Below are 15,525 nucleotides of genomic sequence, written 5' to 3'. Positions count from 1 at the left end.
TCCTCACAACCGAGATCCCCTGTGGGAGCGGGCTTGCTCGCGAAAGCGGTGTGTCAGATGTAGCTGTGCTGACTGACAAGACGCCTTCGCGAGCAAGCCCGCTCCCACAGTTGACCGAGGTGTTTACCGGGTTAGCGGATGGCAACGGCTTGGGTGGTGGCGTCGGTGAAGTCAAAGACTTTGCCGCCCTGCGCCGAGGCAAATTGCTGAGCCTGGCCTTTGAGCAGGAAGGCGCTCAAGCGCCCCTTGGCATCGCTGGCAAACCACGCCTGCTCAGCCAACAACTTGATCCCGCTATCACTGGCCTGCGCATACACCGCCCGAACGTTTTTACCTTCTTGCTTCAACGCCGCCAGCGCAGTAAACGCCTCTTCCGCCGAGGCGTATTGGCGCACCTTGCCCTCACCGCGCACCCAGATTTCTGCGACATGGCTAACGTCAGTGATTGCTTTTCCCGTTACCGCATCCGTGCTCTTCAACGGCGTCTGCGCGTAATCCGCCAGTTGCGCCGTGTAATCCAGACCCGACGCCTTGAACGCCGCACGAATATATTGATCGTCAATGAAGTTGTTCAGATCGAGCCCACGATCAGCCTTCTTCAGCAGCTTCAACGTGTCGATCGCAGTCCCCACCGCCTGACGATATTCAGGCTTCCAGCTCAGGTCGCGGGTCTGCACACCGAGCGGGCCATGGAACAGGTAATTCACCTCGGCATCGACGCCAGTGACTTTGGCGATCAGCTCGCTGTACTTCTCAGGCTCAGCGGCGAGCAACTGATTGGCCTCGATGCTCGCACGCAGATAAGCGACGACGACTTCCGGGTATTTCTTCGCATACGCCTGATCCACCAGCGCACCATGGAACGTCGGCGCATTGGCCTGGGCGCCGTCATAAATCTTGCGCGCAAAACCACGGCTCGGGAACAGTTCGGCGAACGGCACAAAATCAGCGTGAGCGTCGATTTTGCCGGCCTGCAACGCGGAGCCGGCGACTTCCGGCGGCTGGGCGATGATGTTCACATCTTTCAGTGGATCCCAGCCCTGCGCCGCGACGGCACGCAGCAACATGCCGTGCGCGGTGGAAGCGAACGGCACGGAAATGGTCTTGCCTTTGAGTTCGCTCAGCGACTGCACACCCGATGCGCTCGGCACGACAATGCCGTTGCCGCTGCCCTTGATGCTGCCCGACAGCACGCTGATAAACAGGCTGTGCTTGCCGGCGGTTTCAAACGCCACGCCGTTGAACGCACCAGGGAAATCGGCCATGGCGCCGAAGTCGAGTTTGCCGGCGACCATCTCGTTGGTCAGCGGTGCGCCGCTGGTGAAGTTCTTCCACTGCACATCGTACTTGGCGTCTTTGTAGGCGCCGTCGTGGGGCAGGTATTTGTCGAGCAGTCCGAGTTCACGAATCAACAACCCGCCAGCGGCGCAGTTGATGGTGGTGTCCTGGGTGCCGATGGCGATGCGGATGGTTTCGGCCGAGGCCGACAAGGTGAACGAAGCCAGTACCAGACCGGCGATTGCTGCACGCAACATGGTTGTTTCCCCTCGAATCATTTATTTGAATTCGTCTCCGCCGCGATCAGGGCGCGGTGGGAAACGAGGGGTTTTCGGTGAATCCAGCGTCCGGGGTTTACCGGATGGCTAATGGTTTGCCACAAATCCCAAATGTGGGAGATCCCTTGTGGGAGGGGGCTTGCTCCCGAAAGCGGTGTTCCAGTCAACAGAGATGCCAGCCATGCCGGCCTCTTCGGGAGCAAGCCCCCTCCCACATTTCGATTGCGTTTCAACGCAATAAATAGGGGATCTCGACTTTCACGGCACCCGTCGGGCAATCCTTCTCGCACGGCATGCAGTACCAGCATTCATCGAACGCCATGTAGGCCTTCTGCGTCGCCGGATTAATCGCCAGCAAGTCCATCGGGCAAACGTCGACACACACGGTGCAGCCCTTTTCGGCGATGCATTTGTCCTCATCGACGGTGACGGGGGCGTTGGAGCGGAAGAAGATTTCTTGAGCTTGATAGGCCATGGTTCGGACTCTCTTTCAGGTGTGCATCAAGCGGCAAAGGCGCCGACCCGCAAACGGTCGTAGGCCTGCATTTCCTCGGCATCGAGCGGGATGATGTAAGGCTCGACGGCTTTCTTGAAACTGGTCATCTGGCCGTCATCGCCCTTCTTCAGATGGCAATGGCAGAACCACTCGCTGTCGTTGCGCTGCGGGTGATCGACGCGATAGTGATAAAGACCCCAACGACTTTCCGCACGGAACAACGAGGCGCGCGCAGCCATTTCGGCACAGTCGCGAATCACGCTGGTTTCCATGGCGCGCATCAGTTCGTGGGCGTTGTTGGCTTTCATCTGATCAAGATCGCGTTCGATGTCGCTGAAGCGTTGCAGGCCGATCTGCATTTTCTTGGTCACTTTCGGCGGTTGCAGGTAGTCGTTAACGAAGCGTCGCAGCTTGTACTCGACCTGCGCCGGCGGCAGACCGTGTTCGCGATCCAGCGGTGCGTAGACCCGGGCTTTTTCCTTTTCAATCTGCTCGGCATCCAGCGCAGAAAACTCGCGTCCGGCGACAAAATCCGCAGCGTTGTGCCCGGCGAACCAGCCGTAGGTGAACGCGCCGAGCATGTAGTTATGCGGCACAGCGGCCATGTCACCCGCCGAGTACAAGCCTTTCACCGAGGTCTCGGCGCGTTCGTTGACCCACACGCCAGACGCCGAGTGACCGCTGCAAAAACCGATTTCGGAAATGTGCATTTCAACCATTTGAGTGCGGTAGTCAGTGCCGCGATTGGCGTGAAACTGGCCGCGACTCGGGCGCTCGTTGCTATGGAGGATTTCCTCGATGTTCTGGATGGTTTCTTCGGCCAGGTGATCGAGTTTGAGGAACACCGGGCCGTTGCCGCTCTCCAGTTCCTGGTGGAATTCCCACATCATCTGCCCGCTCCAGTAGTCGCAATCGATGAAGCGTTCGCCCTTGTTGTTGGCGGTGTAGCCGCCCAGCGGGCCGGTGACGTACGCGCAGGCCGGGCCGTTGTAATCCTTGATCAGCGGGTTGATCTGGAAGCACTCGAGGTTGGCCAGTTCGGCGCCGGCGTGATAGGCCATCGCGTAGCCGTCGCCGGCATTGGTCGGGTTTTCGTAGGTGCCCATCAGGTAGCCCGACGATGGCAGGCCGAGTCGCCCTGCAGCGCCGCAGGCGAGGATCACCGCTTTGGCTTTGATCACGTGGAAATCGGCGGTGCGGCAGTCGAAGCCCATCACCCCGTTGACGGTGCCCTCCTCGTCGGTCAGCAACCGCGTGCACACGAGGCGATTGGTGATGCTCACTCGTGCACGTTTCAACTGGCGATAGAGGACTTTTTTGATGTCGTGCCCTTCCGGCATCGGCAGCACGTAGGCGCCCATGTGGTGGACTTTTTTCACTGCGTAATCGCCGGTTTCGTCTTTCTCGAACTTCACGCCCCAACGGTCGAGTTGCTCGATGGTTTCGAAGCTGTGCGTCGCATAGGCGTAAACGGCGGCCTGGTTGACGATGCCGTCGTTGGCGATGGTGATTTCCTTGGTGTACTGCTCCGGCGTCGAGTGCCCGGGGATGATCGCGTTGTTCAGGCCGTCCATGCCCATGCTGATCGCGCCGCTGCGTTTGACGTTGGCCTTGTCGACCAGCAACACGCGCAAGTCGCGGTTCTTTTCCTTGGCCTTGATCGCGGCCATCGGCCCGGCAGTGCCGCCGCCGATGACGACGATGTCGTATTCCTGTTCGAGAACGTTGCGGGTCATGCCTGCTCCCCTTTTTGCCGGTCGATCCGCAGGCGGTACTGGAATGCATCGCCACGGTAGTAAAGGTGTTCGAAGTCCAGCGGCTGGCCCTGTGCGTCGTGGGTCAGACGTTCGATGCGCATGATTGGCGAACCGGCTTCGACGTTGAGCGCCTGGGTCAGGTCGCTGTCAGCGAGCACAGCGTCGATGGCCAGATCAGCGTGACCGAGGGCGATGCCGCAGTCGTTTTCGAGGATCAGAAAGATGTCGCGGGTGACCAGATCAGCCTTCTCCAACCGCTCGCCGACGGCTTTGGGCAGGTAGGTGATTTCAAGCGAAATCGGCTCACGATTGATCAGGCGCACGCGTTTGATCTGCGCGACGATCTCGCCTTCGGCGACCTGCAAACGCTCGGCCACGCGCTTGTCGGCCGGGATGAATTTGAAGCTGCGCAGGCGGTTGATCACCTCGTAACCGCGCCCGGTCATGGACTCGGCGAGGCCTTGCAGGCTGCTGACGTTTTGAAAGGTTTTCGGCTTGGCGACGAAGGTGCCTTTGCCGTGGATCTTGAAGATCAGCCCTTCTTTTTGCAGATCGCCCAAGGCCTGGCGCACGGTGATGCGGCTGACTTTGAACAGTGCACCGAGTTCGCTTTCGGACGGCATCTGGCTGTCTTGCGGGTATTCGCCGTCGAGAATGCGCGCACGGAGGACGTCGCGTAATTGGGTGTGCAGAGGAACGCTACTGAGGGAGAGAACGTTATCGGTCATCGCGGGATCACTTGTTATAACGAGTTATGACGTGATCTTAGAGTTGTTATGACAAGGTTAGAAATATTGTTTGGGCATAACCTTAGATTCGGTGTTGAAAATCAAAAGATCGCAGCCTTCGGCAGCTCCTACATGAGACCGCGATCCCCTGTAGGAGCTGCAGAAGGCTGCGATCTTTTGATCTTAACGTTTGAGGATCTGATCCATGACCCAGTCAGTCTTGAGCGCTTGCTCGGCGACTGCAGGGTGTTGTGAATCACCCCGAATATGCGCATTCATACCCAGCACGTGATGCCACTGAATGTGTTCGTGATGCGGGATTTCCAGGCTGATGTTTTCATCGGCATGCAACTGCACGGGATGTTCATCAAACACCGAAAAACTGATCCGCCCCAGGCTGCCGATGATCTCGACACGATCCTCGCGCCGATCCGCGACAAAGCTCCAGCAGCCCATGCCCAACGCTTCGGAGGCGAATCGCCAACTGGCGCTGACGGCATCTTCCGCCGCGTACAGACCCGCCTGTCGCGCCGTGAATCCGGCCACTTCAACGATATCGCCGAGCAGATACTGAAACAGGTCAAAACCGTGGCTGGCCAGATCGGCGAAGTAACCGCCACCGGCCACCGCAGGATCGGTGCGCCAATTGTCGCGCCCCGTCAGATCAACCGGCGACGGCGCTTTGGTCAGCGTCCAGCTCAGATGCCGAACCTCACCAATACGCCCCTCCTCCAGCCACTGCCGAACCTGCGCAAATCGCGGCAATGAACGACGGTAATAGGAAACGAACAAGTGCAAACCAGCGTCGGCAAACGCCTGTTGCATCTCGCGGCTTTGCCCGGCATTCAGCGACATGGGTTTTTCCACGCAGCAATGTTTGCCGGCGGCAGCGACTTTCAGGCTGTAGGCATGGTGGCTGTCGGGTGGCGTGGCGATGTACACCGCGTCGACCTCGGGATCGTTGATCAGCGCATCGACATCGGTGTAGACCCGCGCGATGCCGTGGCGCGCAGCGTAGTCAGTCACCGCTTCAAGGCGTCGGCCCATCACCGCCACCAGCGCAGAACCGGGCGCCTTGTAGAAGGCCGGCCCGCTCTTGCGTTCAGCGACGCTGCCGCACCCGATCATGCCCCAACGCACCACGTTCATTTTTTACTCCTTTAGCCGATGCGCAAGGCGCGCAGATCGAGGTGACCATCCTTCAACGGCGGGCACCAGTAGTAGCCGCCAGTGATCGGCCGGCTGATGCGATACAGACCGTCGGTGATGCCATCTTCCAGACCGCTCATGCGTCGCAGTTGTGCTTCGAAGGCATCCAGCGAGAAGCCGAACGCGAGGAACATCAGGCCCGCACGATCGCCTTCAATCCACGGCATCGAACGGCGCACGACGAATGCTTCCGGCGCGAAGCTTTCCTGCGCGGTGCGTTTGACGTGGGCCGAAATCGGCGCGTCGTCGATCTCTTCGTTGTCGCTGAGGCGACGGCCCATGATGTTGTCTTTGTCATCGGCCGAGAGTTTGTGGAAACCCTTGAGATCGTGCTGCCACTGCTGGATTGCGGCGAAGCTGCCGCCGACCATGCCGTCAGTGCCGGCGCTTTGCAGGGCGGCGGCGATGGCGGCTTCGTCGTGCGGGTTTTCAGTGCCGTCTTCGTAGCCGGTGAGGTCGTGGCCGTCCTTGTGGCGGAAGGCTTCCTGCATCTCAACCAGGCGCAGGGCCGGAGCGAGTGCGGCTTCGAGGGCGTTGCAGCGGTTGAGCAGTTCACCACGGTCGACGCCGTGCAGCCAGAACCACAGTGCGTGTTGGGTCGACGGGTTTTCCACGCCGACGCCGGACATGGCCGGGAAGCTGCGCAGGCCTTCAATTTGTACATTGAGGGCCTTGACCAGGGATTCACCGAAACCGACCACCGCCGACTTGCCGTCCACCAGATTCATCAGGTTGTCGATCGCCTGTGGCAGGGCTTCAGCCGATTCAAGGGCGAAAAACAGGTGACGTGCTTGCGCAGGAACTGGGGTGGCGAGAATGCCCGGCTGGTAGTAACTCATGTGAACTCCTTGGAAAGTGCGCGGGAGTTTACCTGTGGCCGGACAGTTTGTGGGGATTCAGAAGGCGCTGACAATGACCTGTGGCGAGGGGATTTATCCCCGATGGGCTGCGAAGCAGCCCCAATTTCATTCGATTCGGTACGTCTGATAAATCGCGGTTACCGGTTTTCAGGACTGCTTCGCAGCCCATCGGGGATAAATCCCCTCGCCACAAAGGGTCATGTGCACTAAGCCGTAGTGCTCTCATTGCGCCACGCACTCGGGCTCATCCCCGTCCAGCGCTTGAACGCCCGGCGAAAACTGCGCACATCGCTGTAGCCCACCTCTTCGGTAATCCGCTCTATCGGCATGTCCGGGTTCGCCAGCAGACTCATCGTCCGCGCCTGCCGCACTTGCTCCAGCAGCGCCTCAAACGTCAGCGCATGCTCGGTCAACCGTCGGCGCAAGGTGCGGCTGCTCATGTTCAAATCGCCGGAAATCTTTTCGATATGACTGCCGCTGCTCAAATCCCGCGCAATCGCCCGCTCCACCGCCTGAATCAGATCAAGCTTCTGATGCACCTGCGCCGCTTCCAACTCCAGCAGTTTCACTGCCTGCCGCAGCGCCAGCGAATGGTGATTGGGCAGGTTCACATCGAGCCAGCGCACATCGATCAACATGCGATTGTGCAGGCAACCGAAGCGCACATTCGGCCCGAGCAGTCGGTGATATTCGCTGAGGTAGTCCGGCGCGGCATGCACAAACTCCACCGCAATCGGCGCAAAATCAGCCCCGGCTAGCGCCCGGCCATACACCAGCAAACTGGCGAAAAACTCCTCGACCGCGAACACCTGCACTTCGGCGAACGGCAACCGACAATCAGCATCAAGGTGCACCTGATCGCCAACCACATCGACACTCGACACCACAATCCCGCCCGACGTGTGCTGATGACGAATGCCCAAGGCAAACGCATCGCGCAACGTCTTGCACAGCGACAACACATGCCCGAGCAAGCCCAACGTGCCCAGCACATTTTGTGCGCCCACCCACAAGCCGAGGCCCTGATTGGGCAGGACTTTGAGCGCACGCTGAATCATCGCCACGGCCTGGCGATAGGAAATCCGCTGCGCCGGATCCTGCAGGTCTTCAAGGGTAAAACCCAGGCCACGGCACAGGCTTTCGGGCTCGACGCCCTTGCTCTGCGCGACTTCGGCGAGGGTTTGCAGGAGGAACGGCGAGACCAGCGCCAGTTCGAAAGTCGGGTCTTGGACTTTTACATTCATGGGGATGACATTCCGGATCACGCTTGATTGTTATTTTTGTAACCGGTTATGTCGAAGGAAGTTAGCACAGGCTTGACGGACTGTCCGCAGAAGTCCCCCTCAGTGTCCGCCAATACCCTGCCCTGACAGGCGCCAACGGCTTATTTCTATAGTGCCGGGCGTGCTGCGTACCGGCGTTGCGTCACAACACAATAATAATGAGGACGGATATGCACCCGAACCGCGCGACATTCCCCTTGCGCCTGGCCCTTTCCTTGCTGGGCTGCACCGCGACTGTACCGGCGCTGGCCACCGAAGCCGGCGTCGACAACATCGGCCCCGGCACCGACGGTTTCTTCATGCTGCCGCTGGACGTCGACAGCCTTCCGGAGAACATGGTCGCGTTCAACGTCTACTACAACCATTACAAGTCGACCAAACTCAACATCAGTTCGCTGGGCGGCAAGGTGCCGAATGTCGAAATCGAATCGACAGCGGTGATTCCGCGCCTCGACTACCTGAGCCCGGTACGCGTATTCGGTGGGCGTCTGGCCGGCTACATCGCACAGCCGTGGTTGAAGCAGGAAGTCTCGGTGTTCGGCCTCAGCGACACGCGCGAAGGCATGGGCGACACCACCGTTGCGCCGATCATTTTGTGGGACATGGGCAAAAACCTGACCCTCGGCGCGGCCCTGGAGATCACCGTGCCGACCGGCGAATACAGCGTTGATCGGCTGGCCAACACCAGCAACAATTTCTACACCTACAAGCCGCTGTTCTCCTTCACCTGGCTGCCGACGGATAAAACCGAGGTGTCAATGAAGACCACTTACAGCTTCAACGAGAAGAACAAGGACACCGACTACAAGTCCGGGCAGATCTTCCACTTCGATTATTCGGCCAGCTACAAGCTCACCGACGACCTGATGCTCGGGATCAACGGCTACTTCCTCCAGCAAACCACCGACGACAAACAGTTCGGCCACACCGTGCAGTTCGCCGGGCAGGATGTCGACGACGGCGTGCGCGGCAAAGTGTTCGCCATCGGCCCGGCGCTGCACTGGACGTTCCTCAAATACGCCAGCGCGGAGATCCGCTGGGCCAAGGAATTCGACGTGGAAAACCGCCCGGAAGGCGAAATGCTCTGGGCCAAGGTCAGCATCCCCTACGCCTTCTGAAATCTCCTCGCCCTCTGTGGGAGCGGGCTTGCTCGCGAAGGCGCCAGGTCAGGCACCTTCAATGTTGAATGTCGCGGCCTCTTCGTGAGCAAGCCCACTCCCACCTCTGATCCCCGCCATCCACAAATCCCGCCTCCACTCACGACCCAATGTGGGAGCGGGCTTGCTCGCGAAGGCGCCAGTTCAGGCACCTTCGATGTTGAATGTCGCGGCCTCTTCGTGAGCAAGCCCACTCCCACCTTTGATCCCCGCCATCCACAAATCCCGCCTCCACTCACGACAATGTGGGAGCGGGCTTGCTCGCGAAGGCGCCCGTTCAGGCACCTTCGATGTTGAATGTCGCGGCCTCTTCGTGAGCAAGCCCACTCCCACCTTTGATCCCCGCCAACCACAAATCCCGCCTCCACTCACGACCCAATGTGGGAGCGGGCTTGCTCGCGAAGGCGGCATGTCAGGCATTAGAGGTGTCGCCTGACACTACGCCTTCGCGAGCAAGCTCGGCTCCTACGGACTTGCGGTGTTCCTGCGAGCATTTCTACTGCGCAAACAAGCGGCTTAATTCACCACCGGAATCCAAGCCGCCCGCGCCACATCTGCCGTATCGCCAAACGCTGGCAGTTTCTGCGCCAGGTCGCGCACGTTCTTCACGTCGAGATCCAGCAACTGCTGCCGCGTGATCAAGGTCGGTGGCACCAGCACTTGCTGCCCCGGGTTTTCCCCGGCAATCAGCATGGCCAGACTGCGCACGCTGATCGCACCGGCAACTTGTGGATTGACCGCCGCCGTCGCGGCCCAGGCGCTATTGGGTTCTTTCATGATCTGGATGTCGGCGGTGGAGATGTCGGCGCTGTAGATCTTCACTTTGCTCGCCAGGCCGGCTTCGTCGACGGCGATTTTCGCGCCTTTGGCGAACTCGTCGAACGGCGCGAAGATCACGCTGATGTCGGGATTGGCGCGCAGTACGGCGCTGGCCTGATCGGCGACGGAATTGGCGATTGGCGGGTTGAGCGTGCCGAAACGCGCTTTCTCGATGATCCCCGGATTGGCCTTTTTCACCTGACTCCAGATCTCGTCACGCCGCTCCATCGGGGTGAAACCGCTGATGTACACGTAGCCCGCATCAAAGCGCGTGCCGTTGTCCTTCACCGCTTGATCGAGTGCCAGACGCGCCAGTGCATGGTGATCCTGCTCAACTTGGGTGACTTGTGGCGTGTTTAGATCAACATCGAAGGCAACGACTTTGATGCCTTTGGCGAGCGCCCGGTCGATCGGGCCTTTGAGGGTTTCCGCCAGGCCGAGTTGCACGATGATGCCGTCGACACCGAGGTCAGCCGCCTGATCAATCATCTCGCCCTGACTCGCCGCCTGCTGCCGCGCATCAAACACCCGCAGATTGGCGCCGAGCGCTTCGGTCTGTTTCTCTACGCCACGCAAATACGCTTCGGGAAAATCCCCGGAAAACAGATAACCCACCAGCGCAATCTGCACCTGGCCCTTATCGAACGGTGCCGGAGCGCCGGGCAATGCCTTGGCCTGCGCGTTCAGCGCCAATACCGAGAGCACCGCGCCGGAGAGGCAGTGGCGCGCGAACTGTTTGATTGAACCGTGCATACAACATCCTTGAATAAAAGCAGCTCAGCGCGCCCGATGCGCGAGGCCGAAGGTGAACATCAGGGCCAGCACCAACACCAGTCCCTTGACGAAATCCTGCGCGTAATACGGCGCATTGAGCATGGTCAGGCCATTGAGCAGCGAGGCGACCAACAGCGCGCCGATCAGCGTGCCAAAGGCGTTGGGTTTCTTTGCGCCGAGCACGGCAAAACCGATCAGCGCGGCGCCGAGCGCGTCGAGCACCAGACCGTTGCCGGAGCTGACATCGCCACGGCCCAACCGCGCCGCGAGCAACAATCCGCCGAGCGACGCCAGTAACGACGACAGCACGTAAGCCAACAGTTTGAAGCGCTGCACCGGCGCCCCGGCCAGTCGCGCGGCCTGCTCGTTGCCGCCGATGGCATAGAACAGCCGACCGATGCGCGTACGTTCGAGAAACAGCCACACCGCCACCGCAACCACCGCAGTGATCAACACCGGTATCGGCACCACTTCCCACAGCCGCCCACGGCCCAACGCAAGAAACGCGGCACTGAAGGTGCCCTCGGTTTCCTCGCCATTGGGCAGCGTCATGCCCACCGCAATCGAGCGCCCACCGGTAGGAATCAACTGCACGCCGATCACCAGAAACATGCTGCCCAACGTGGCGAGAATGTCCGGCACCCGCAGTTTGACGATCAGCCAGCCATTGAGCAGCCCGACCAGCGCGCCGCCCGCCAGGCTGATCAACACCGCCGGCACCGCGCCCCAACCGAGCACGACCATGACGTAACTGGCGATCATCAGGCTCATCGCCGCGACCGCGCCAATCGACAAATCGAGGCCACCGACGGCCATGGTCAAGGTCACGCCCAAAGCCAGCAGCGCGACAATCGACACCGATTGCAGAATGCTGAACAGATTGCCGACGCGCAGAAACGCCGGCTCTGCGAAGCTGAAAAACACCACGATGGCCGCCAGCAGCCACAACAGCCCATAACGGATCAACGCTTGCAGCAGGCGCTCGGCAGGTGCCGGTGCGCTCGATGACAGTGAACTCGAATCAGGCACTCGCTCTGCTCCTTGGCGTGGCTTGAGGGGGATGTTCGATAACGTCGCTGCCGGCCAATGCCGCGACCAGTTCGGCACGGTTCAGACCGGCGCGCGGGTATTCGGCGACGACCGCGTGATCGCGCACCAAAAGAATTCGATCGGCAATTTCCAGCGCTTCATCGACATCGGCGCAAATCACCAGCGTCGCGCGGCCCTTGGCACTTTCGCGCAGCAGTTGGCCGATTTCGCGGCGGGCGCGGACGTCGACACCCTGGAACGGTTCATCGAGGATCAACACCCGCCCTTCCCCGAGCAGCCAGCGGCCGAGCACAACCTTTTGCTGATTGCCGCCGGACAGCGCAGTCATCGGCACATCGATGCCGGCAGTCTTGATGCCCAGCGCGGCGACCTGCGCTTCGACCGCCGCCGCTTCGGCGCGATTGCGAATAAACCCGCCACGGGTGAAGCGTTCCAGAAACGGCAAGGTCAGCGTGCGACGCAGAGAGAAATCCGGCACCAGCGAATGACTGGCGCGATCTTCGGCGGCGTAGAAAACCCCGCTGCGAATCGCCTCCCGTGGCGAACCCGGCTGCCAGTCAACGCCAGCCAATTGCACGCGGCCCTCCGCCAATGAGCGTAAACCGAACAGCACTTCGGCGATCTCGGTTTTGCCGGCGCCGAGCAACCCGGTCAGCACCACCACTTCGTTTTCGTGCAAGGTCAGATCGAAAGCCTTCGAACGCGGCAGCACTTTTATCGCGCTGAGCTTCAGCACTTCCCGTCCTGCCACTTGCGGCGTGTAAACATGCGCGGCCAGTGATTGCCCGAGCATCGCGTGAACGGCTTCGGGTAACTGCCGCGCACTGAACTCACCGGCCAATCGTCCGTCACGCAAAACAATCGCGCGATCAGCGACCCGTTGCAGATCGGACAGCCGATGGGAGATGTAAAGAATCGCCACGCCACGGCTGCGCAACGTATCGATCAAACCAAACAGGCGCTGCGCTTCGGCATCGGATAACGCCGCCGTCGGCTCGTCGAGAATCAGCAAACGCGGTTGCAAGGCAAAGGCGCGAGCGAGGACGACCAATTGCCGCTCGGCCTGGCCAAGGTGTTCGATGGGTTGCTCCAGCGGCAAGCTCAGGCCGAGACCGGCAGCGATACTCGCGGCGCGTTCCAGAAGGCGTTTGCGGTTAAGCCAGAAGTTCGCATCAGGCTTGCACAGCTCATCGAGCAGGAGGTTTTCGGCCACGCTCAAACCCGGCGCGATGCCCTCGTTGATCTGCTGATGCACCGCAACAATCCCGACCCTGCGCGCCGACAGTGGCGAGCTGAAATGGCGCGGCTGGCCCTCGACGAGAATCTCGCCAGCATCCGCGTTTTGACTGCCCGCCAAAATCTTCACTAACGTCGATTTACCCGCGCCATTGGCGCCGAGTAACGCGACCACTTCGGCGGGATAAATCTCAAGGCTGACCCGATCCAGCGCTCGGTTCGAGCCAAACGTTTTGCTCAGTTCACTTACCCGAATCAGTGGCTCAGGTGCCACGGCGACAGGCGCACTCATAAATTTCCTTAGCGGCGATGAGCCAGCGAACGCACGAGCCGATCGCCCAGGCTTTGCACGCCCTGAACGAGGATGACCAACACCACCACGGTGGCGACCATCACTTCATTGTTGAAACGCTGATAGCCATAACGGATCGCCAGATCGCCGAGCCCGCCGCCACCGATGACCCCGGCCATCGAGGAAAAACCGATTAACATCACCAGCGTCAGGGTGATGCCCGCGAGCAACGCTGGCAGGGCTTCGGGCAGCAGCACTTTGAAAATCACATGGCCGATGTCGCCACCCATGGCGAGGATCGCTTCGATGCGGCCCTTGTCGACTTCGTCCAGCGCGTTTTCGACGATGCGCGCGAAGAACGGAAACGCGCCAATGGTGATCGGCACTACCGCAGCGGTGCTGCCCAGCGTGGTGCCGACGACCAGACGGGTCAGCGGAATCAAGGCGATCAGCATCACCACGAACGGCAGCGAACGGCCGAGATTGACCAGACTGCTGAGTGCCGCATTGAAACGCGGCATCGGCCGCAATCCGTCACGGCGACTGATAAACAGCAGCACACCCAGCGGCAAACCGATCAGCAGCGTGAACAGCCCCGCGAGCAACACCATGTACAGCGTTTCGCCAGTGGCGTTGAACACCAGTTGCAGGATTTCATCCCAATTAATCGAACGGTTCATGACTGCGCCGCCCTAACACCGTATTGCTTGAGGAAGGTCAGGCCCGGCGCGTCATGGCCCAGCGGTAATCCGCAAGTCGGACGCAGTGAACTGCCGAGCGCCGACTGTGGATCAGCGAGCAGACGTGGCACCGGCCCGGCCTCGACCAGCCGTCCGTTGGCCATGAACGCAGCGTGATCGCAGATCGACTTGACCACGTCGAGTTCGTGGGTGATCAGCACGATGGTCAGGCCTAATTGCCGATTGATGTCGCGCAGCAGATCAAGAATTGAAGCGGTAGTTTCCGGGTCGAGGGCGCTGGTGGCTTCGTCCGACAACAGATACGCAGGCTCCGCAGCCAAGGCGCGGGCAATCCCTACTCGCTGCTTTTGCCCGCCGGACAGTTGCGAAGGAAAGGCTTGCGCCTTGTCGCTCAAACCGACCAGTTCCAGCAGCTCGCGAACCCGCACATGGCGCCACGGTTTGCCGACGTTGGCGATTTCCAGCGGCACGGCGATGTTGTCGAACACGTTGCGCGAGTGCAGCAGGTTGAAGCCCTGAAAGATCATGCCGATGCGCTGACGTTGCTTGCGCAGTTCACTGTCGGACAGCGCCAGCAGATCCACACCATCAATCAGAATCTTGCCGCTGTCCGGTCGTTCAAGCAGGTTGAGGCAACGCAGCAGCGTCGACTTGCCCGCCCCGCTCCGCCCGAGAATCCCGTAGACCGCGCCGTCAGGAATGCTCAGCGAGACCTGATCCAGCGCCGGTTGCGTGGCCGACGGGTAGGTTTTGCTCAACTGCTCGACGGCGATCATGGCTTGCCGCCCGCCACCGGAATCACCGAGCCGGCAAAGTTATCGGTGATGTATTTGGCGACTTCCGGCGAGGTCAGATCCTTGGCCAGTTGCGCGATGCGCGGATCGTGCTCCAGCTTCGGTGTGGTCACCAGAATGTTGGCGTAAGGATTGTGCTCGGCCTTCTCGAGGCCCAACGCATCTTTGGCCGGCACCAGGCCTGCGTCGAGCGCGTAGTTGCCGTTGATCACTGCCAGATCGACATCGTCGAGCGAACGTGGAATCTGCGGTGATTCGATTTCGAGGATCTTCAGCTGTTTCGGGTTTTCGGCGATGTCCTTGGGCGTTGCCTGATCGGCGGCGGGATCGTTGAAACCGGGCTTGAGTTTGATCAGGCCGTTGTCCTGCAACAGGTACAGCGCGCGGCTCAGATTGGTGACGTTGTTGGGTACGGCGACGGTGCCTTTTTCCGGCACGTCGGCGAAGCTTTTGTGCCGACGCGAATAAATCCCCAAAGGCTCGATATGCACCGTGGCGGCCACCGCGAGTTTCTCGCCGAGCGCCTGCTCCTGAGATTTCAGATACGGCAGGTGCTGGAAGTAATTGGCGTCGACATCACCGTGTACCAGCAGCTCATTGGAGTTAACACCGTTGGGGATTTCGATGACTTTGAGGTTGAGTTGCGGATCGATTTTCTGGATGTACGCAAGGATCTGCGCGTGGGGCACCGGGTCGGCGGCAACGCGTAACGGTTCCAGGGCCTGCGCGCCGAAAGAGCTCACCAGTGCGCCGAGGACGGCCAGGGTCAAACCTGCTTTTTTAATCATGTGCGGAGTCCTTGAGCGAATGATG

The 15,525-nt window shown here is 60.3% G+C and carries 14 protein-coding genes; 1 reads left to right on the top strand and 13 read right to left on the bottom strand.

Going from position 1 to position 15,525, the window contains the following annotated elements:
- Positions 1 to 131: 131 nt before the first annotated feature.
- From ACIP1X_RS04230 to ACIP1X_RS04200, 7 genes are all read right to left on the bottom strand, one after another.
- A complete protein-coding gene (locus ACIP1X_RS04230; RefSeq protein WP_400749613.1) occupies positions 132 to 1,535 on the bottom strand; it encodes an ABC transporter substrate-binding protein in 1,404 nt (467 codons plus the stop codon).
- Positions 1,536 to 1,785: 250 nt separating this feature from the next.
- Positions 1,786 to 2,031 carry a ferredoxin family protein gene (locus ACIP1X_RS04225; protein WP_007959413.1) on the bottom strand — a complete coding sequence of 82 codons (246 nt, stop codon included), beginning with the start codon at positions 2,029 to 2,031 and terminating at the stop codon, positions 1,786 to 1,788.
- A 26-nt stretch (positions 2,032 to 2,057) separates the two neighbouring features.
- Positions 2,058 to 3,788, bottom strand: a complete 1,731-nt coding sequence (locus ACIP1X_RS04220; RefSeq protein WP_400749610.1) for a fumarate reductase/succinate dehydrogenase flavoprotein subunit — start codon at positions 3,786 to 3,788, stop codon at positions 2,058 to 2,060.
- Positions 3,785 to 4,537 (bottom strand): GntR family transcriptional regulator, encoded by a 753-nt coding sequence (locus ACIP1X_RS04215; RefSeq protein WP_016774450.1) that lies wholly within the window; start codon positions 4,535 to 4,537, stop codon positions 3,785 to 3,787. Before ACIP1X_RS04215 ends, ACIP1X_RS04220 begins: the two co-directional genes overlap by 4 nt.
- A gap of 183 nt (positions 4,538 to 4,720) precedes the next feature.
- Positions 4,721 to 5,686: a Gfo/Idh/MocA family protein gene (locus tag ACIP1X_RS04210; protein ID WP_400749607.1), complete on the bottom strand. Its 966-nt coding sequence runs from the start codon at positions 5,684 to 5,686 to the stop codon at positions 4,721 to 4,723.
- Positions 5,687 to 5,697: 11 nt separating this feature from the next.
- A complete protein-coding gene (locus tag ACIP1X_RS04205) occupies positions 5,698 to 6,585 on the bottom strand; it encodes a Dyp-type peroxidase (RefSeq protein WP_400749605.1) in 888 nt (295 codons plus the stop codon).
- A 227-nt stretch (positions 6,586 to 6,812) separates the two neighbouring features.
- Positions 6,813 to 7,850, bottom strand: a complete 1,038-nt coding sequence (locus ACIP1X_RS04200) for an AraC family transcriptional regulator (RefSeq protein WP_400749603.1) — start codon at positions 7,848 to 7,850, stop codon at positions 6,813 to 6,815.
- A gap of 209 nt (positions 7,851 to 8,059) precedes the next feature.
- On the opposite strand from ACIP1X_RS04200, the gene ACIP1X_RS04195 reads away from it, so the two are divergent.
- Positions 8,060 to 9,007 carry a transporter gene (locus ACIP1X_RS04195; RefSeq protein WP_400749601.1) on the top strand — a complete coding sequence of 316 codons (948 nt, stop codon included), beginning with the start codon at positions 8,060 to 8,062 and terminating at the stop codon, positions 9,005 to 9,007.
- 555 nt (positions 9,008 to 9,562) lie between these two features.
- Here ACIP1X_RS04195 and ACIP1X_RS04190 read toward each other — a convergent pair.
- The 6 genes from ACIP1X_RS04190 to ACIP1X_RS04165 are packed head-to-tail and all read right to left on the bottom strand — an operon-like array spanning position 9,563 to position 15,500.
- Positions 9,563 to 10,618 (bottom strand): substrate-binding domain-containing protein, encoded by a 1,056-nt coding sequence (locus ACIP1X_RS04190; protein WP_400749598.1) that lies wholly within the window; start codon positions 10,616 to 10,618, stop codon positions 9,563 to 9,565.
- Between the two features lie 24 nt (positions 10,619 to 10,642).
- The gene (locus tag ACIP1X_RS04185) at positions 10,643 to 11,668 is read right to left on the bottom strand and encodes an ABC transporter permease (protein WP_400645803.1); all 1,026 of its coding nucleotides are present in this window, start codon (positions 11,666 to 11,668) and stop codon (positions 10,643 to 10,645) included.
- Positions 11,661 to 13,217: a sugar ABC transporter ATP-binding protein gene (locus ACIP1X_RS04180; RefSeq protein WP_400749595.1), complete on the bottom strand. Its 1,557-nt coding sequence runs from the start codon at positions 13,215 to 13,217 to the stop codon at positions 11,661 to 11,663. The genes ACIP1X_RS04185 and ACIP1X_RS04180 overlap by 8 nt, the downstream gene beginning before the upstream one ends.
- An 8-nt stretch (positions 13,218 to 13,225) precedes the next feature.
- On the bottom strand, positions 13,226 to 13,897 hold the full coding sequence (locus ACIP1X_RS04175) for a methionine ABC transporter permease (protein WP_159814813.1): 672 nt from the start codon (positions 13,895 to 13,897) through the stop codon (positions 13,226 to 13,228).
- Entirely contained in the window at positions 13,894 to 14,694 is an 801-nt protein-coding gene (locus ACIP1X_RS04170) for a methionine ABC transporter ATP-binding protein (RefSeq protein WP_082341423.1), read from the bottom strand. The genes ACIP1X_RS04175 and ACIP1X_RS04170 overlap by 4 nt, the downstream gene beginning before the upstream one ends.
- Entirely contained in the window at positions 14,691 to 15,500 is an 810-nt protein-coding gene (locus ACIP1X_RS04165) for a MetQ/NlpA family ABC transporter substrate-binding protein (RefSeq protein WP_053119562.1), read from the bottom strand. Before ACIP1X_RS04165 ends, ACIP1X_RS04170 begins: the two co-directional genes overlap by 4 nt.
- Positions 15,501 to 15,525 lie beyond the last annotated feature (25 nt).

The organism is Pseudomonas sp. NPDC088885, assembly GCF_044750025.1.
GTDB lineage: Bacteria > Pseudomonadota > Gammaproteobacteria > Pseudomonadales > Pseudomonadaceae > Aquipseudomonas > Aquipseudomonas rustica.
The sequence above is the reverse complement of the archived record's forward strand: the minus strand, read 5'-3'. Positions and strand labels throughout refer to the sequence as shown.